Below are 18,008 nucleotides of genomic sequence, written 5' to 3'. Positions count from 1 at the left end.
CAGGGACTTACAGGCCTTTCTTCGCCAGTTCGTCACGGAAGTTATCGCGCGTGATCAGTACCACATCGGTGACTTCGACGAATTTATTCGGTTCAACACCGTCTTTGACCCACTTGTACAGCGATTCAATACTTTGATAGCCGTGTACGTCCGGGCTTGGCAGCAGAGAGCCATAGAAGCCGGTTGGCTGAGATTTAGCCAGTTCGTTGACGGCATCCACACCGTTGATACCGATGCCGATCACGTTGTCAGCGCCAAAGCCCTGACCTTCAGTGGCGCGAATGCCACCCAGGACTGTGTTGTCGTTCATGCCGACCACCAGCCACTGTTTCACGTTCGGGTATTGCACCAGCAGTGAGTTGGCCGCATCCAGTGCACCAGGAATGTCATTGGTTTTGGTTGGTACGCGGTAGATTTGTCCGGCCGGGAAACCAGCCGCTTTCAGTGCGGAAATCGAGCCATCCACGCGACGGCGCGCGGTATCGAGTTCATCGGCAGTAATGGCCATTACACCAGTCGTGGCGGCATCCCAGCCACGTTTGGTCATTTCGTTATACAGCTCCTGACCCTGGCGTTCACCGATGGCGGTCGCCGCCATCATCACCAGCGGCACGTCGGTCATCGGCTGGCCTTTCGCGTTAAGAAACTGGTCGTCGACTGTGACCACTTTAAGGTCATAGCTTTTCGCTTTAGCCATGATGGCCGGCCCCAATTTTGGATCCGGCGTGCAAATTACAAAGCCTTTCGCGCCTTGTGCGGCCAGGGTATCGATGGCGTTAAGGGTTTTCTCACCATCCGGCACCGCCATTTTGACCACTTCAAAACCGAGATCTTTGCCCGCTTGTTCGGCGAACGACCATTCAGTCTGGAACCAAGGTTTCTTCCGGCTGTTTAACCAGATAACCAAGCCGCAATTCATCATCCGAACCGAAGAACGCATTGGCAGAAGCACTTAACAAGGTCAATCCACTGAGGACTGCGGTAGAGAGTAGGGTTTTTAGTTTCATTGTTATTCCATCCGCTGGTAGGGGTTTGTTTCGCTATCCATAGTTGAAGATTCCGCGCCAGGTTGAAGTGACCAAAATCACACCTAAAGATTGTAGCGATTTTGTCCATTCATTTAGCGGGAGGGAACATGATGCGGATCTCAGTTGCCAGCTCTTGGTGCGAACTTGGCGTGTTGATAGGCTGAAAATCGCGGTATTTGCGCACTATTGGTGAGCTTTTTATCGCTTGCCCTTTTTTTAAACAACAGCACGCTTTTGTCTATGTGGCGTTTTTATCCATATATGTAGCGGTCGTGGTCATGGTTGCCGGAGCGTGGCGGAGTTATAACAAAATAAAAATCCCACCCTACATGGAGTTGTTATGGAGCATTTTGCTACTCAGCCTGCGTATGTCATCGGTCTTGATTTCGGTTCGGACTCGGTACGTGCCTTACTGGTTAATGCGACCAGTGGCGAAGAGGTGGCCTCCGGTGTCACTTATTATCCGCGCTGGATGCAGGGCCTGTATAACCAGCCGGAACAGTCTCAGTTTCGCCATCACCCGCGAGATTACATTGAAGCGATGACGGCGGCAGTTAAGGACGCCTTAACCGGACAGCCGGCTGCTGTGGTTCAGGCGGTCGTTGGTATCGGCGTCGACACCACAGGTTCCACGCCGGCGCCGATTGATGCGGATGGCAATGTGCTGGCACTGCTGCCGGAGTTTGAGCATAACCCGCATGCGATGTTTATTTTGTGGAAAGACCACACTTCGGTGGCCAAGGCGGAGCGGATCAACCAGCTGGCACACAGCGGTGATTTTACCGATTACACCAAATACATCGGCGGCATCTACTCCTCGGAATGGTTTCTGGGCCAAAGCGGCCTGGGTCAGTGAGCAGGATGCGGCGGTTGCAGCGCGCGCGCACAGCTGGGTTGAACTGTGTGACTGGATTCCTGCCTTGCTGAGCGGTAACCAGCATCCGGATACGCTGCGGCGCGGTATTTGTGCTGCCGGACACAAGGCGATGTGGCACGACAGCTGGGGCGGTCTGCCTGATCAGGCATTTTTGTCGGCGATTTCGCCCACGCTGGATGGTATGCGTGCCCGCATGTTCAGTCAGGTCTACACCGCTGAGCAGCAGGCCGGGCAACTGAGTACGCAATGGGCGCAAATGCTGGGCCTGCCGGCCGGGATTGCAGTGGCCGTCGGTGAGTTTGACTGTCACATGGGCGCGGTTGGCGCCGGCGCGGGCGCGAATGATTTGGTCAAGGTGATTGGTACCTCAACCTGCGACATTTTAATGGTCGATGCCGGAGATGTCGGCGATCGCACGATTCACGGCATCTGCGGTCAGGTCAAAGGCAGTGCGCTGCCCGCGCTGATGGCACTTGAGGCCGGTCAGTCGGCCTTTGGAGACATTTATGCCTGGCTGAAGCGGGTCCTGTTGTGGCCACTGCAGAGCTTCGCGGCTCAGCACCCCGATGCGCAGCAAACCCTGGATGAGCTGGAAAAAGCGCTGATCCCTATGCTGTCTGATGCGGCGGCGCAGTATCAGTTTAATCCGCATTCTCCACTGGCAATGGACTGGCACAACGGTCGCCGCACTCCTTATGCCAACCAGCGCCTCAAAGGTGCGCTGGCTGACCTTAATCTCGGCTCGGAAGTGCCGGCTTTGTTTGCTGCGCTGGTTGAATCCACCGCGCACGGTGCCAAAGCCATCGTGGATTGTTTTGTTGATCAGGGTGTGGACGTGGAGCGGGTGATTGCCATTGGCGGTATCTCGCAAAAATCACCCTATGTGATGCAGATGTGTGCCGATGTGATCGGACGTGAGATTGCCGTGGTGCGTTCAGAGCAGTGCTGCGCGCTGGGTGCGGCGATATTTGCCGCGGTAGCGGCCGGGGTATACGCCGACGCGCAGCAGGCACAGCAGGTCATGGCGAGCCCAATCAGTGCTGTGTATCAGCCAAACCCTGAGTTGCAGGCGCTGCGCGCCCGTCGTTATCAGGGGTATCGTCAGTTAGGTCAGCATCTGGAGCAGCTGGCGGAATTTCATCAAGCGCAGGAGCAATAACATGACTCAACAGGCAACTCTCAATTCGGTGCGTCCGCAGGCTGAGCGTCTGCGTAAACTGCGCCACGAGGTGTGGCAGGCCAATCTGGATCTGCAGCGCCACAACCTGGTGACATTCACCTGGGGCAATGTGTCCGCGATTGACCGCGAATCCGGGCTGGTGGTGATTAAGCCGAGCGGTGTGGCTTATGAAGATCTCAGCGCTGACAACATGGTGGTGGTCAACCTGGCTGGTGACATTGTCGAGGGAGAATTGAATCCGTCTTCCGACACTGCCACGCATCTGGTGCTGTACCGCACCTATGCCCACATCGGCGGGGTGGTGCACACCCATTCACCACATGCCACGGCCTGGGCTCAGGCCGGTAAGGCCATTCCGGCTCTGGGCACCACGCATGCGGATTACTTCTACGGCAGTATTCCATGTACCCGCGCGCTGTCGAACGCAGAAATTGCCAGCGATTACGAACTCAATACCGGCCTGGTGATGGTGGAAACACTGGCCGATCAGGATCCGATGGCGACACCGGGCATGATCGTCAAAGAGCATGGCCCGTTCAGCTGGGGTAAAGATGCCCACCAGGCGGTGCATAACGCTGTGGTGATGGAAGTGGTGGCGTCAATGGCGCTGCAGACACTGCAGATCAATCCGGCGGTGGAATACATCAATCAGGCATTGCTCGACAAACATTACCTACGCAAACACGGCGCTAATGCCTATTACGGCCAGGCCGACAGTCATAAAAAATAAGCAGGGAAATAGAATGAAAGTATTTAACGATAAGCAAGTATGGTTTGTAACCGGCTCTCAGCATCTGTATGGCCCGAAAGTTTTGCAGCAAGTGGCGCAGGACAGTGCTCACATCGTGGCGGGGCTGAATGAATCTGCCGCGATTTCGGTGCCTATGGTGGATAAAGGTACGGTGAAAACGCCGGACGAAATCCTCGCTGTGTGCCGCGCAGCCAATAACGATCCGGACTGTCTGGGCCTGGTGCTGTGGATGCATACCTTCTCACCGGCCAAAATGTGGATTGCCGGCCTGAGCCAGCTCAACAAGCCGTTTTTACACCTGCATACTCAGTTCAATGCCGCGTTGCCGTGGGATTCGATCGATATGAACTTTATGAACCTTAACCAGAGTGCGCATGGTTGTCGTGAGTTCGGGTTTATCGGTACCCGGATGGATATCGACCGTAAAGTCGTGGTTGGTCACTGGCAGAATCCGCAGGTGCATGAGCAGATTGATGACTGGTGCCGCGCTGCGGTGGGTATCGCGGTCGGTCAAAGCCTGAAAGTAGCGCGCTTTGGTGATAATATGCGTCAGGTGGCAGTAACGGAAGGCAACAAAGTTTCAGCGCAGATTAAGTTTGGCTATGAAGTCAATGCTTACGGCCTGGGCGAACTGACCGAAGTCGTGGATGCCGTCTCCGAGGCGGATGTAGCACGTATGCTGGACGAATACGCCTCCAGCTATGAAATGGATGCGGCGCTGATCAATGACAGTGATCTGCGCAAGATTATGCAGCGTGAAGCCCGGCTGGAAATCGGCATGGAACGCTTTCTCACTTCAGTCGGCGCCAGTGCATTCACCAATACCTTCGAGAAACCTGACCGGACTGGGATCGTTGCCGGGCCTGGCAACACAGCGCCTGATGGCGAAAGGCTTCGGTTATGGTGGCGAAGGCGACTGGAAAACCTCTGCCATGGTGCACATCATGAAGCAGATGGGTAAAGGCCGCGCTGGCGGCACTTCATTTATGGAAGATTACACTTACCATTTTGGCGCGACCGATCAGGTGCTGGGCGCACACATGCTGGAAGTGTGCCCGAGCATTGCTGCGGCGAAGCCTAAGCTGGAAATCCATCCGCACACCATCGGTCTGCGTTGCGATGTACCCCGCTTGTTGTTCAGCGGTGAACAGGGACCTGCACTCAATGTTTCAGTGATTGACCTCGGTAATCGCTTCCGCATGCTGGTTAATTGTCTCAACACGGTTGAGCCGCCACAAAGCCTGCCGCATCTGCCGGTCGCGCATGCCCTGTGGCAGCCTCTGCCGGATCTGCAAACCGCGGCAGCGGCCTGGATTCATGGCGGCGGCGCGCACCACAGTGCTTACAGCCAAGCAGTCAGCGTTGAGATGCTGAGTGATTACGCGGATATGCTGGGCATGGAAATGGTGCTTATCGACCAGCAGACCAATCTGCGTCAATTCAAGTCGGAGCTTAAAATGCAAAGTGTTTACTATCGCTTGGCTTCCGGCGTTTAAGTAGTCTGTCCCCTCTGCGTGCAGAGGGGACGCATAAGCACAAAGAGGTAATGCATGGTGACCGCAGACGAGTCTTGTAGCCAACGCAGCTTTGATATTCATCATCAGTTGTGGACGCTGACGGTGTCGATAGCCCGTCCGATCGAATTTCAGTTGTATCACGCCGGGCAGATGCTTTATCAGGGACGATTGGAACTGACCAATAATGGTGAGCTGCTCGATCTGTCCGCGGCGGAGTGGAAATTTCGTCATCGTGCCGAGCGTATCGAGCAGTGGTGCCAGTGGCATCATAGTGACCGTTTGTCACTCAACATGAATTACTTCTTTCATCAGCAATCGGAACAGCCGGCGGTGGTGATTGAGTATCTGGCGCGTAACAGCATTCCGACCCGGCTTGATATCCGCCATGTCATCCAGCCTGTCACGGCGCAGCCAGCGCCAACCGCGACGGCCAGCCGTGAGCTGCCGGCTGCGTCTTCCCATCACTGGCAGCGTGCGCGACATGGTCTGCCGAGTGATTTTATCCGCCAGGCGGCCAAAACCGATTTGTTTCGTGAGGCATTTTCTGCCACCCAGTGGATTGTATTGGAAAAAGTGTGAACTCAAAAATCGCCAAGCTAACAGGCAGCCCCTACACTAGGGAAAAATTCAGCGACTGTTGGTCTATGCAAACAACCGATCCTCTCAAACCTGGCTACAATTTCGATGCGCACCTGGTGGCCGGGCTGACGCCGATCATTGAAGGCGATGAACTGGACTACACCATAGACCGTCCCGGCGGGATGAAGGGCTACATTATTAACATCACCAGCAAAGGCGAAGGTACCATCTTTTGCGGTGAACAGATGTTTCACGTGAAACCGGGCGATCTGCTGCTGTTTCCACCCAGCGCCAACCATTTCTATCATCGTAAAACCGACAGTGCATCCTGGTTCCATCGCTGGGTTTATTTCCGTCCGCGAGCATTCTGGAATGACTGGTTGAGCTGGCAGGAAGAGCGTAACGGCGTGTTCCTGACTCAGGGGCTGGATGCGCAGACGATAGAGCATATCGAAAACCTGTTTGTCGATATTGAGTATACCGCCAAGTCGGATATGCCGTATCGTGATGATTTGGCGATTAACCTGCTGGAGCAGCTACTGATCCGCTGTAAAACCGTGCAACCGGATGTGGTCAGTAAACCGCTCGACCCGCGTATTATCCAGGCCATTAACTATATGACCCAGAATCTCAACCAGGATTTCACTCTGGAGGAGATCGCAGCTCATACTTGCCTGTCGCCGTCTCGGCTCGGTCATCTGTTTCGTGATGAGATGAAGATGACCATCACTCAGTGGCGGGATGATCAGCGTATCAGCCGTGCCAAGCAACTGTTAGTGACTACTCACTATTCAGTGAACCATATTGGCCGGATTGTCGGTTATTCCGACCCGCTCTATTTTTCACGGGTGTTCAAGCGTAAAGCCGGGGTAAGCCCGAAAATGTACCGCGAGCAAATTACCTGATAAATCTCTCATTATTGCACTGCTGCCGCGCTGAAATCTGTCCTATAGTATTTCTGTTGGCTGCTACAAGGAGTGCAAGAATGAATCAAGAAGCCCTGATCTCCCGCCTCAATGAATTGCCCCGTATCGAGAGTATCCAGCAGGAGCTGCTCAATATGGTTAATCGTGACAATGTCGATTTCAGTGATTTATCGCGCAAGATGTCGATGGATCAGGTACTCAGCGCCAGAGTGCTGCGTATGGCTAATTCGGCTCAGTTTGGCAGCACTGCAAGCAAAGGGGTATCGACCATCAGCGATGCCATTGTCCGCGTCGGCAGTGGTGCGGTGCGCACCCTGATCTCTTCTTCTGTGGTGTCTGGGGTGTTTCCGGCGCTGAAAACGCTCAATATCAAAGACTACTGGTCGAACACATTTGAAATCGCCATGATCGCCAGCAAGCTGGCCAAACCGCTCAAGCTGGATCCAAATGAGGCCTTTACCACCGGGGTTTTGCATAATATCGGTGAGCTGATGATTCACGCGCTGGAACCGACCATGGCTGAACAGATTGAACAGCGTGTCCGCCAGGGGGAAAAAGCCAGTGAGGTGCAGCAGGAGTTGCTGGGCGTCGATTCACAACAGCTGGGGGCTCAGCTGGCGAAAGAGTGGAATTTTCCGCCCGAGATGGCGGATGCCATCGAGCATGTCAATCATCCCGGCCAGGCGGAGCAATCGAAACGCCTGGCGTGTGTGCTTTACCTGGCGCGTGATGTTCACCGCCGCTGGGATTCACTGTTTGATGCGCAGGAAAAGCAGGCGTTTCTTGCGCGTCATCCGGCGGCGAAAGCACTCAAGCTTGACCCGCAGCACTATGTCGTCATCGACCAGATGCGCGGTCAGGGTGCCGAAACTGGCCCATCAGTTGTTCTAGGCTTTTTCTGCCGCCAGTTTACTGCGTTTACGTTTGAACTGCTGAATAACCAGACCGGTGATGATCAGCACCAGCCCGATCAGTGTGGTCGGGTGAATCTGTTCGCCGATGATGGTGGCAAGTAAAATCAGCGATACAAACGGAGAAACAAAAATCAGATTGCTGATGCGGGCGGTGTTGTTGGTGCTTTTCAGTGCGCTCAGCCACAGCACAAAGGTAATGCCCATTTCAAACAGGCCGACGTAAGTGACCGCTGCCCAGCCGCTTGCGGTGATGTGGCTCCAGGCGGCTCCTTCATAGAGGCTGATCGCAATTGCAAACGGGATGGCGATAACAAAGCCGAGCAGTACGCCGACCACAGGGTCAGCTTTGTTTTTGGTATTCAGAATCCAGTAACCGGCCCACAGCAAGGTAGAGAGCAGGGCCAGTCCGACGCCGAGCGGACTGTCGAACTGCAAACCCAGCACATCGCCTTTCGTGGCGATCACCACCACGCCGAAATAACTCAGTACGCAGGCAATCCAGTCCTGAACACGGATTTTCTGGCCGAGAAACAGCGCCGCCATCAAGGTCAGGGTGATGGCCCAGCTGTAGTTGATCGCCTGAGCCTGAGAGGCCGGCAGCAGGTCGTAGGCTTTGAACAAAATCAGATAGTAGGCGAGCGGATTGATCAGGCCAAGCAGCAGGTAATAACCGGGATTGGCAATCAGAGTCGGGATGATCTGGTGACGCTTACCCTGCCAGCAGCAGATGGCGAGCAGCGCCAGAGCCGAGACGATACAGGCCACGGTCAGCATCTGGATTGGCGTGAACTGGGCCAGAGTCAGTTTAAACGCGGTGGCGACGGTAGACCAGAGTAATACAGCACTCAGCCCTAATCCCAGGGCACGACCTTCATTCATACAATTTTCCATTCCATGGTTGATCAGCCGCTAGTCTAATCGCGGAATAATGTGTCGACAAACTGGACATTTATCCAGTATCGAAATACTCTTTTTATCAACAATCAAAAGTAAGTAAACCGTTATTATGCAATGGATTCTCGACAATCTGGAAACCTGTTTAGCCGCCCTGGGTGGCGCTGCTGCTTCCGGGGTGGCTGTGGGCTGGTGGGTAAAGCAAAAGTATCAGGTTCAGGCGCAGTTGCTGCAGCAGCAACTGAGCAGCGAAGCGCGCTGGCATGAACAGCAAACCACCCAGTTACAACAATCACTGAGCAGTGCCCAGCAGGAGCTGGAACAGCTCGATCAGGAGCGTGATAAAGCGGAATTCGAATTGCGCCAGTCACACGGCAAAATGATGGCGGTGCTGGAAAAATTGCGTTATTTCGAGGCGATTAAGCAGGAGCGGCAGCAATACAGCGATGAACTGGGCCGGTTGCGTGAGGAAAAAGCGCAGCTTGAAGTGCAGCTGCATGAGCAGCAGGCCCGTCATCAGCAGCAACTGGAATCGAGCCAGGAAAAACTGCAGCTGCTGGAGCGCGCCGAAGAGCGCCTCAAGCAGCAGTTTGAACAGCTGGCCAATCAGGTGTTTGAAGCTAAAACCGCCAAGGTGGATCAGCAGAACCGGCAGAGTCTGGATGGTTTGTTGTCACCCCTGCGCGAGCAGCTGGACGGCTTTAAGCGTCAGGTCAATGACAGTTTTAACCAGGAAGCGAAAGAGCGCCATACGCTGGTGCATGAACTGCGTAATCTGCAGCGCCTCAATGAACAGATGGCGAAAGAAGCGCTTAACCTGACTCAGGCGCTGAAAGGTGACAATAAACAGCAGGGCAACTGGGGAGAAGTGGTGCTGGCGCGGGTACTGGCCGAGTCCGGCCTGCGTGAAGGGCACGAATACCAGACCCAGGTCAGTCTGCAAAACGAGGCGGGTAAACGCTATCAGCCGGATGTGATTGTCCATCTTCCCCATGACAAACAGGTGGTGATTGACTCGAAAATGGCGTTGGTGGCCTACGAGCGTTACTTCCATGCCGAGACAGATGCCGAGCGTGATGTGGCGCTGCGCGATCACCTGCTGGCACTGCGCAGTCACATCAAAGGGCTGGGGCAGAAGGATTATCATCAGCTTAAAGGCATTCAGAGCCTGGATTACGTATTAATGTTCATTCCGGTTGAACCGGCGTTCCAGGTGGCGATTCAGGCTGACCCGAGCCTGGTCAAAGATGCGATGGAGCACAACATTATTCTGGTCAGCCCGACCACCTTGCTGGTGGCGCTGCGCACTATCGACAACCTGTGGCGTAACGACCGCCAGAACCAGAACGCTAAGCTCATCGCCGAGCGGGCCAGCCGCCTGTATGACAAGCTGCGTCTGTTTGTCGATGATATGGAAGGGCTGGGCGGCGCGTTGGATAAAGCCAACCAGAGTTATCAGGGCGCGATGAACAAACTGGCCAGCGGTCGTGGTAACGCGATTCGTCAGGCGGAAGGATTTAAACAGCTTGGGGTAGAAGTCAAACGTTCTATCGGCCAGCAGTGGGTCGAAAAGGCTCAGCATGAAACAGATTTCGGGTTAGAAGAAAGACATCAAGCTGAGGATAAAGTAAACTAATCGCCGCAGTTGCAGTTTAGTCGTGAAAACGGCTCAAGAGGAAACACAATGACGGATACCAGAGTGCAAACCAATACAGCAGAGAATCAAGAAACCACCCATTTCGGTTTTGAGACAGTAAAGACCGCAGAAAAAGCGACCAAAGTGGCCCAGGTGTTCCACTCAGTGGCAGCCAAATACGACATGATGAATGACATGATGTCGGGGGGGATTCACCGTCTGTGGAAGCGTTTCACCATCGATTGTTCCGGCGCACGTCCGGGGCAGCGTATTCTGGATCTAGGCGGCGGTACCGGTGACCTGACCGCAAAATTCTCCCGTATCGTGGGCGAAAAAGGTCATGTGATCCTGGCCGACATCAACAACTCGATGCTCAATGTCGGCCGCGATAAGCTGCGTGATCGCGGTATTGTCGGCAACGTGCACTATGTGCAGGCCAATGCAGAAGAACTGCCGTTTCCCGGACAACTATTTTGACTGTATCACCATCAGTTTTTGTCTGCGTAACGTGACTGACAAAGACAAAGCGTTGCGTTCTATGTACCGCGTACTGAAGCCGGGCGGTCGTCTGCTGGTACTGGAGTTCTCCAAACCGCTGCTTGATCCGCTGTCGAAAGTTTATGATGCTTACTCATTCCACATTCTGCCAAAGATGGGCCAGCTGATCGCCAACGACGCCGACAGCTACCGTTATCTGGCGGAGTCGATTCGTATGCACCCGGATCAGGAAACCCTGAAAGGAATGATGGAAGAGGCCGGTTTCGAGAATGCCAGCTACTACAACCTGACTGGCGGCATTGTGGCTCTGCACCGCGGTTACAAATTCTAAGGACCGCTTATGCCGTTTGAACCTTTAGTTACGGCGGTGATAGAATCATCGCTCAATACCCTGATTCATGATGATCCTGAACTCGAACGCCGCCTGGCCCGCCTTAAGGGGCAGGTGATCCAGGTTCATCTCAAAGAGCTGAATAAAACCCTGACCTTTATCTTTAGCCAGCAGATTGATGTGCTGGCTCACTATGAAGGTGAGCCGGACTGCTATCTGTCGCTCCACCTCTCGGTATTGCCTGAGCTGCGTGAGCAGGCCAACATTACCCGTCTGATCAAACAGGATAAACTGGTGCTGGAAGGGGACATTCAGCTGGCGCAGAAATTCTCCCAGCTGATGACCGACTGCAAGCCGGATATTGAAGAGTGGCTGTCTCGTGTTACCGGTGATGTGGTTGCCCACAGTCTGGTACAAGGGGTGAAAAATGTCGGCGCTGTATTGCATGCCCAGCTGAGCAAACATCAGAATCACCTCGGCCAGGTACTGACCGAAGAGTGGCGTGTTGCTCCGGCTCCGCTCGAGATCGCCCATTTCTGTGATCAGGTTGATGATGTCAAAAGCCAGGCTGCACGCGTTGAAGCCCGTTTAGCCCAGTTGTTGGAACGAGTATGACCCTGGCCGAAGTAAAACGTTTATACCGGATTATCAAAGTCCAGCTTGAGTATGGTCTCGACGAGTTCCTGCCGGATCATCAGCTGGCACGGGTGCCGCGTCTGGCGCGCAAATCAATTTTCTGGATTCGTAACCAGCATGCGGATAAACCGCTGGGTGAACGGCTGCGCCTGGCGCTGCAGGCGCTTGGCCCGGTGTGGATCAAGTTCGGTCAGATGATGTCGACCCGACGTGACCTGTTTCCGCCGCATATTGCCGATCAGCTGGCCCTGCTGCAGGATAAAGTCGCGCCGTTTGATGGCGCACTGGCCAAGCAGCAGATGGAAAAAGCCCTCGGCGGGCCGCTGGAAACCTGGTTTGATGAGTTTGATATTGAGCCGCTCGCGTCGGCTTCTATTGCTCAGGTACACACTGCTAAGCTCAAGTCCAATGGCCGTGAAGTGGTGCTGAAAGTGATTCGTCCGGATATTCGTCCGGTCATCAATGCCGATCTGAAACTGATGTACCGTCTGGCGCGCATCCTGGCCCGGGTTACCCCGGAAGCCCGTCGCCTCAAGCCGGTGGAAGTGGTACGTGAGTACGAGAAAACCCTGCTCGATGAACTCGACCTGCGCCGCGAAGCCGCCAATGCCATCCAGCTGCGGCGCAATTTCGAAGGCAGTGATGAACTGTACGTACCGGAAATTATTACTGACCTCAGTAATAAAACTGTCATGGTTTCTGAGCGAATATACGGCATCCAGGTTTCAGACGTTGCTCGTCTGCAAGCCAATGGTACCAATATGAAACTGTTGGCTGAACGGGGTGTGACGGTGTTTTTCACTCAGGTTTTCCGCGACAGTTTTTTTCATGCCGATATGCATCCGGGCAATGTGTTTGTCAGCCCTGAACATCCGGACAACCCGATGTGGATTGGTCTTGATTGCGGTATTGTTGGTACCTTGAATGCAGAAGATAAACGTTACCTGGCCGAAAACTTTCTGGCGTTTTTCAACCGCGACTACCGCAAAGTCGCTCAGTTGCATGTTGACTCCGGTTGGGTTCCGCAGGATACCAATATCGATGAATTCGAAGTGGCGATCCGTATTGTGTGCGAACCGATTTTTGCTAAACCGCTGTGCGATATTTCGTTTGGCCATGTATTGCTCAATCTGTTCAACACCGCGCGTCGCTTCAATATGGAAGTGCAGCCGCAGCTGGTACTGCTCCAGAAAACGCTGCTCTACGTAGAAGGTTTAGGGCGTCAGTTGTATCCGCAGCTCGACCTTTGGCAAACCGCTAAGCCGTTTCTGGAAAAATGGATGATGAACCAGGTCGGCCCGCAGGCGGTGGTGAATGCCATCAAAGAAAAAGCGCCGTTTCTGGGCAGAAAAACTGCCTGAATTGCCTGAGTTACTGTATGACAGTCTCAAGCAGGGCAAAAATTTGAATACCCGCATGGAGCAGTTTTATCAGGGCTACCGTGACAGTAAGCGCCAGCAGGCGACGGGTAAGTTTTTATTTGGTGTTGGCGCCACTTTAGTCGTATGCTCGGCAATATTGGTGTCCAGCCACTACGAGCAATGGGCGGCAGGCAGTGCGATTGCCGGCGTCACATTTTGGCTGTTTAGTTGGCGAGCTTATCGTCAGTAGACGTTAAACTCTTGAAATAATTGTGTAACTAATAACCCGAGGTAAAGAAAATGGGTGGGATCAGTATTTGGCAACTTCTTATCATTGCCGTTATCGTGGTATTGCTGTTTGGTACGAAGAAACTGCGTGGTATCGGTGGCGATCTGGGTGGTGCGGTGAAAGGCTTTAAGAAAGCCATGTCGGAAGATGACCAGACAGCGGCGAAGAAAGATGCCGACTTTGAACCAAAAAATCTGGAACAGCAGAAAAGCGAAGCCGCTTCTGCTGAGACAAAGAAAGACAAAGAGCAGGCCTAAATCGTGTTTGATATCGGTTTTTGGGAACTGGTATTAATTTCTGTCGTGGCTCTGGTGGTGTTAGGTCCGGAACGTCTGCCGACAGCTATTCGCAGCGTGGCGAAATTCGTTTCGTCCGCCAAGAACATGGCCAACAGTGTCAAAGATGAACTGGCCCATGAACTCAAGGTGCAGGAGCTGCAGGAAAACCTGCGCAAGGCGGAACAGATGAACATGAAAAATCTGTCGCCTGAGTTGCAGGAATCGGTGGATACGCTTAAGCAGGCCGCGCGCGATGTGCAGCGTCCTTATGCGGCGCAGTCGCAGAGTGAAACGGTGTCAGCGGATGCCGAGCCTGCAGTGAGCAGCACTGCTTCAGCCGAGCCGTCCAACACGGCAGAAAAGAAAGCCGACTAATTACTCCGGCCAAGCACTGCCCACGGCAGTTGTCAGGTCCGGTTACATGAGGTTTCAATGTCTTCAGTCGAACAGACTCAACCGTTGATCAGCCATTTGTTGGAACTTCGTGATCGCCTGCTGCGTTGTATCGCAGCGGTGATCGTGGTGTTTGTCGGGCTGATTTATTTTTCGAATACGATTTACGAATTTGTCTCGCGACCGCTGGTGGATCGTTTGCCGGAAGGGGCGACCATGATCGCCACTGATGTGGCGTCGCCGTTTTTTACTCCGCTCAAGCTAACGTTGATCGTCGCGGTCTTTATTTCGGTACCGTTTATTCTGTACCAGGTATGGGCATTTGTTGCGCCGGGCCTGTATAAGCACGAACGCCGCCTGATTTTCCCGCTGCTGCTGTCCAGCTCGCTGCTGTTTTACTGTGGTGTGGCGTTTGCCTATTTCGTGGTTTTTCCGCTGGTGTTCGGTTTCTTTACCGCCATCTCGCTGGGCGGGGTCGAGTTTGCGACCGATATCGCCAGCTATCTTGACTTCGTTCTGGCGCTGTTTATGGCGTTCGGGGTCGCGTTTGAGGTGCCGGTGGCGATTATTTTGCTGTGCTGGACGGGTGTCACCACGCCAAAAGAGCTGGGTGAGAAGCGTCCGTATATTATTGTGGCGGCATTCATTGTCGGCATGCTGCTGACGCCGCCGGATATGGTATCGCAGACGTTGCTCGCGATTCCGATGTGTCTGTTGTTTGAAATCGGTCTGTTCTTTGCTCGTTTTTACACCCGCAAAGATGACCAGCAAGAGGATGCGGAGCAGGAGTAATTGAGCCTGTCACCACAACGGAAGTCGATAAAGCGATAAACGGTAAAATAACCAAGAGCGGCCTGCGGGCCGCTCTTGTTGTTTGTGCGCTACAGGATTGACCTGAGATCAGGCGTTATCTGGTCTGATGGTCGCTTTGCGCTGATCAGAGCTGAAACAGTGTTTTTGCGTTGTGGGTGGTGATGCGATCAATGTCGGCCACGTCGGTCGCGCGCAGCTCAGCGACACGCTGCGCGACCAGCTGGGTATAGGCCGGTTCATTACGCTTGCCGCGATGCGGCACCGGCGCCAGATAAGGGCAGTCGGTTTCCAGAATAACGTAGTTCATATCCAGATGCGGGATGACCTGATCCATTCCGCCATTCTTAAAGGTTGATACGCCGCCCAGGCCAAGGTGAAAACCGAGGTCATTAATCGCTTTCGCTTCTGCCACGCTGCCACCAAAACAGTGGAACACACCGCGCAGCTGACCGTTTCTGCTCTTGACGCAGCAAAGTCAGGGTCTCTTCAATCGAATCCCGGGTGTGGATCACCACAGGCAGATCGCGTTGTTTGGCCCAGTTAAGCTGGGTCACGAATGCCATTTCTTGTTGTGCGCGATAGGTTTTATCCCAGTATAAGTCGATACCGATTTCACCCACGGCAATGAAATTATGCCGGTCAAACCAGGCTTCAATCTCGGCCAGCGTTTGGGTGATGTTGTTGTCGACATAACAGGGATGCAGACCCATCATCGAGCGGCACACCTGCGGGTAAGCCGCTTCGGTTGCCAGCATCGGCGCGATGGAGTCGAGATCGATATTCGGCAGCAGGATCTGATCGATTCCCTGAGCCAGTGCCCGGCTGACCACCTCGTCACGATCCTGGTCAAATTCACTGGCATAAATATGGGCATGGCTGTCAATCATTGCGCACTCTCGTTGGCTGTCGAAAAATCCCAGTATACGTGAGTGTGAGCTTGGGGTCATTTTTTGCATTTTTCCCGCCAGATCCTAGCGCCGTGAAGTAGGAGTGATATCATTTCGCCACCAGTCGCGACTATCACCACATTTGGTGATGCCGCAGAGCTGCGACAAAATGCCTGAGCCAGGGTGGCATCAGCGCCAGTATCAGGTCGAATCATAAGGAGAGTAGAGTGTCTGTATCCATTCAAGGTCAGTTTCCGGGGCGCCGCATGCGCCGTCTGCGTAAGCACGATTTCAGCCGTCGTCTGATGGCGGAAAATCAGGTGTCAGTGGATGATTTGATTTATCCGATGTTTATTCTGATGGGCAAAGATCGCCGTGAAGCGGTGGAATCGATGCCGGGTGTCGAACGTTTGTCGATTGATCTGATGCTGGAAGAGGCACTGTATCTGGCGAATCTTGGTGTGCCGGCGATTGCACTCTTCCCGGTGGTTAACCAGGACGCAAAAAGCCTGTGTGCGACCGAAGCCTACAATCCGGATGGTCTAGTGCAGCGCGCGGTGCGTCTGCTCAAAGAGCATGTACCGCAAATTGGTGTCATCACCGATGTCGCGCTGGACCCGTACACTACCCATGGTCAGGACGGCATTATCGATGACGACGGCTATGTGATGAATGACGAGACCACTGAGGTGCTGGTTAAGCAGGCGCTGTCACACGCGGCGGCCGGTGCCGATGTGATTGCACCATCAGATATGATGGATGGCCGGATTGGTAAAATCCGCGCGGCACTGGAAGAGGCCGGGCATGTTCATACCCAGATCATGGCTTATTCGGCCAAATATGCTTCCAATTATTATGGTCCGTTCCGTGATGCCGTCGGCTCTGCCGGTAATCTCAAGGGCGGCAACAAGAAAAATTACCAGATGGATCCGGCCAACAGTGATGAAGCGCTGCATGAAGTGGCGATGGACATCAATGAAGGGGCGGACATGGTGATGGTCAAGCCGGGTATGCCGTATCTCGACGTGGTGCGCCGGGTGAAAAGCGAATTGCAGGTGCCGACGTTTGCTTACCAGGTCTCAGGTGAATACGCGATGCATAAAGCTGCGATTAATAACGGCTGGCTGGCTGAGCGTGAAACCGTGTTTGAATCGCTGCTGTGTTTCAAACGTGCCGGTGCCGATGGCATTCTGACCTATTTTGCCAAAGATGTGGCTGAGTGGCTGGCTGAGGAGAATGCCAAGGCCGCTGAATATCTGTGCCGCGCGGACTAAACGAGTCCGTAGCGATTATCCAGGCTGGCCGGAGTGCCAGCCTTTTTTGTACCAGAATGACGAGGAGAAACGGGATGCAAATTCGGATCGGAACCCTGCAAGAGGCGGAGAAGGTTGCTGCGCAAATCGGTGAGTTCAGCCGCAGCGAGAATCGCGCCAGCATGGCACTGCGTTTAGCAGGAAAGCGGCATCTTATTCTGGTGGCGGAAGATGACCAGCAACTGCTGGGGTTTAAAATTGGCTATCAGGTCGATTCCACCACCTTCTACAGCTGGTTTGGCGGTGTGACGGCGGCAGCGCGCAATCATGGCGTGGCGCAGCAACTGCTTGAGGCTCAGGAGCGATGGGTAACGGAGCAGGGGTATCAGGCGTTAACGGTTAAATCCCGCAATCAGTTTCCGGGCATGTTACGTTTACTGCTGAGAAATGGTTATCTTATTGAAAATTTTGAAAAAGTAGATCCTTTGATTGAGAGCCGGCTGTACTTGATTAAATATTTTTAAAAATAAATGAGATTTTTTCTCATTTAGCTCTTGACTGCGAAATGAGAATCATTATTATTAAACCTGTCTTAGGGAATAAGTGACCAGCCAGACAGTGCGGCACACCACTGGTGACAAAACACAGAAGTTTGGCCGGACACATTCTTTTTGACACGACATTGCTCACATTGCTTCCAGTGTAATATTTTAAGCTTTATGGGAAAGGACAGCTAACGGACTTTCACCTTATATTGCTAGGCGACATTCTCGGATGTCGCTTTTTTTATGCCTGTAATCCGCGCGGGTGCAGCTTTGCAGCGTAATGTTTAACTTTCATGCCTGATCCGAATGATTCGCCAGCACTCTGGCTACCAGCAGCGGGGTGGTTGAGTAAAAGGACAGCGAGTGTCTTTTCCACATTGCATGATCGGAAAAGGATCGTGACGGGATTGATCGATCTTTGT

The 18,008-nt window shown here is 53.6% G+C and carries 11 protein-coding genes and 7 pseudogenes; 15 read left to right on the top strand and 3 right to left on the bottom strand.

The genetic code is table 11. The annotated features are described in order from the left end of the window. Positions 1–7 precede the first annotated feature (7 nt). Positions 8–1,007, bottom strand: a pseudogene (locus ABDK09_23240) (arabinose ABC transporter substrate-binding protein). A gap of 361 nt (positions 1,008–1,368) precedes the next feature. Between ABDK09_23240 and ABDK09_23235 the strand changes: the two are divergent. The 6 genes and pseudogenes from ABDK09_23235 (at position 1,369) to ABDK09_23210 (ending at position 7,727) form a co-directional block, all read left to right on the top strand. Further along, positions 1,369–3,064: pseudogene (locus ABDK09_23235) on the top strand (ribulokinase). A 1-nt stretch (position 3,065) separates the two neighbouring features. Continuing rightward, positions 3,066–3,815 (top strand): L-ribulose-5-phosphate 4-epimerase, encoded by a 750-nt coding sequence (locus ABDK09_23230; protein ID XAW89494.1) that lies wholly within the window; start codon positions 3,066–3,068, stop codon positions 3,813–3,815. 13 nt (positions 3,816–3,828) lie between these two features. Further along, positions 3,829–5,332: pseudogene (gene araA / locus ABDK09_23225) on the top strand (L-arabinose isomerase). Positions 5,333–5,386: 54 nt separating this feature from the next. Beyond that, a complete protein-coding gene (locus ABDK09_23220; GenBank protein ID XAW89493.1) occupies positions 5,387–5,932 on the top strand; it encodes a hypothetical protein in 546 nt (181 codons plus the stop codon). Between the two features lie 65 nt (positions 5,933–5,997). Beyond that, positions 5,998–6,837, top strand: a complete 840-nt coding sequence (araC, locus tag ABDK09_23215) for an arabinose operon transcriptional regulator AraC (GenBank protein ID XAW89492.1) — start codon at positions 5,998–6,000, stop codon at positions 6,835–6,837. Between the two features lie 80 nt (positions 6,838–6,917). Beyond that, a pseudogene (locus tag ABDK09_23210) lies at positions 6,918–7,727 on the top strand (HDOD domain-containing protein). A gap of 18 nt (positions 7,728–7,745) precedes the next feature. Here the strand turns inward: ABDK09_23210 and ABDK09_23205 are convergent. Beyond that, positions 7,746–8,651, bottom strand: coding sequence for a DMT family transporter (locus ABDK09_23205; protein XAW89491.1), 906 nt, complete (start codon positions 8,649–8,651; stop codon positions 7,746–7,748). Between the two features lie 127 nt (positions 8,652–8,778). Between ABDK09_23205 and rmuC the strand changes: the two genes are divergently transcribed. The 7 genes and pseudogenes from rmuC (at position 8,779) to tatC (ending at position 14,880) form a co-directional block, all read left to right on the top strand. Next, positions 8,779–10,302, top strand: a complete 1,524-nt coding sequence (rmuC, locus tag ABDK09_23200; GenBank protein ID XAW89490.1) for a DNA recombination protein RmuC — start codon at positions 8,779–8,781, stop codon at positions 10,300–10,302. A gap of 48 nt (positions 10,303–10,350) precedes the next feature. After that, a pseudogene (gene ubiE / locus ABDK09_23195) lies at positions 10,351–11,131 on the top strand (bifunctional demethylmenaquinone methyltransferase/2-methoxy-6-polyprenyl-1,4-benzoquinol methylase UbiE). 9 nt (positions 11,132–11,140) lie between these two features. After that, the gene (locus tag ABDK09_23190) at positions 11,141–11,746 is read left to right on the top strand and encodes an SCP2 domain-containing protein (GenBank protein ID XAW89489.1); all 606 of its coding nucleotides are present in this window, start codon (positions 11,141–11,143) and stop codon (positions 11,744–11,746) included. After that, positions 11,743–13,378 (top strand): annotated as a pseudogene (gene ubiB / locus ABDK09_23185) (ubiquinone biosynthesis regulatory protein kinase UbiB). Before ABDK09_23190 ends, ubiB begins: the two are co-directional and overlap by 4 nt. Before the next feature lie 50 nt (positions 13,379–13,428). After that, positions 13,429–13,674, top strand: a complete 246-nt coding sequence (gene tatA / locus ABDK09_23180; protein ID XAW89488.1) for a Sec-independent protein translocase subunit TatA — start codon at positions 13,429–13,431, stop codon at positions 13,672–13,674. Positions 13,675–13,677: 3 nt separating this feature from the next. After that, a complete protein-coding gene (tatB, locus tag ABDK09_23175) occupies positions 13,678–14,070 on the top strand; it encodes a Sec-independent protein translocase protein TatB (protein ID XAW89487.1) in 393 nt (130 codons plus the stop codon). Positions 14,071–14,127: 57 nt separating this feature from the next. Next, on the top strand, positions 14,128–14,880 hold the full coding sequence (gene tatC, locus ABDK09_23170; protein ID XAW89486.1) for a twin-arginine translocase subunit TatC: 753 nt from the start codon (positions 14,128–14,130) through the stop codon (positions 14,878–14,880). A 145-nt stretch (positions 14,881–15,025) separates the two neighbouring features. On the opposite strand, the pseudogene ABDK09_23165 reads toward tatC, so the two are convergent. Continuing rightward, positions 15,026–15,788 (bottom strand): annotated as a pseudogene (locus ABDK09_23165) (TatD family hydrolase). Positions 15,789–16,015: 227 nt separating this feature from the next. On the opposite strand from ABDK09_23165, the gene hemB reads away from it, so the two are divergent. Together hemB and ABDK09_23155 are read left to right on the top strand one after the other, a co-directional pair. After that, complete coding sequence (gene hemB, locus ABDK09_23160; protein XAW89485.1) at positions 16,016–17,062, top strand: porphobilinogen synthase; 1,047 nt, start codon at positions 16,016–16,018, stop codon at positions 17,060–17,062. A 74-nt stretch (positions 17,063–17,136) separates the two neighbouring features. Next, positions 17,137–17,565, top strand: coding sequence for a GNAT family N-acetyltransferase (locus tag ABDK09_23155; GenBank protein XAW89484.1), 429 nt, complete (start codon positions 17,137–17,139; stop codon positions 17,563–17,565). Positions 17,566–18,008 lie beyond the last annotated feature (443 nt).

The sequence above is a fragment of the Vibrio sp. CDRSL-10 TSBA genome, assembly GCA_039696685.1.
In the GTDB taxonomy this organism is placed as follows: domain Bacteria; phylum Pseudomonadota; class Gammaproteobacteria; order Enterobacterales; family Vibrionaceae; genus Vibrio.
This window is presented reverse-complemented; position numbering and strand designations above follow the sequence as displayed.

Excerpts from the sequence above, each read along its gene's own strand:
- ABDK09_23230 (XAW89494.1), top strand. The coding sequence starts at position 3,066 with ATGACTCAACAGGCAACTCTCAATTCGGTGCGTCCGCAGGCTGAGCGT.
- ABDK09_23220 (XAW89493.1), top strand. The coding sequence starts at position 5,387 with ATGGTGACCGCAGACGAGTCTTGTAGCCAACGCAGCTTTGATATTCAT.
- araC (XAW89492.1), top strand. The coding sequence starts at position 5,998 with ATGCAAACAACCGATCCTCTCAAACCTGGCTACAATTTCGATGCGCAC.
- ABDK09_23205 (XAW89491.1), bottom strand. The coding sequence starts at position 8,651 with ATGAATGAAGGTCGTGCCCTGGGATTAGGGCTGAGTGCTGTATTACTC.
- rmuC (XAW89490.1), top strand. The coding sequence starts at position 8,779 with ATGCAATGGATTCTCGACAATCTGGAAACCTGTTTAGCCGCCCTGGGT.
- ABDK09_23190 (XAW89489.1), top strand. The coding sequence starts at position 11,141 with ATGCCGTTTGAACCTTTAGTTACGGCGGTGATAGAATCATCGCTCAAT.
- tatA (XAW89488.1), top strand. The coding sequence starts at position 13,429 with ATGGGTGGGATCAGTATTTGGCAACTTCTTATCATTGCCGTTATCGTG.
- tatC (XAW89486.1), top strand. The coding sequence starts at position 14,128 with ATGTCTTCAGTCGAACAGACTCAACCGTTGATCAGCCATTTGTTGGAA.
- ABDK09_23155 (XAW89484.1), top strand. The coding sequence starts at position 17,137 with ATGCAAATTCGGATCGGAACCCTGCAAGAGGCGGAGAAGGTTGCTGCG.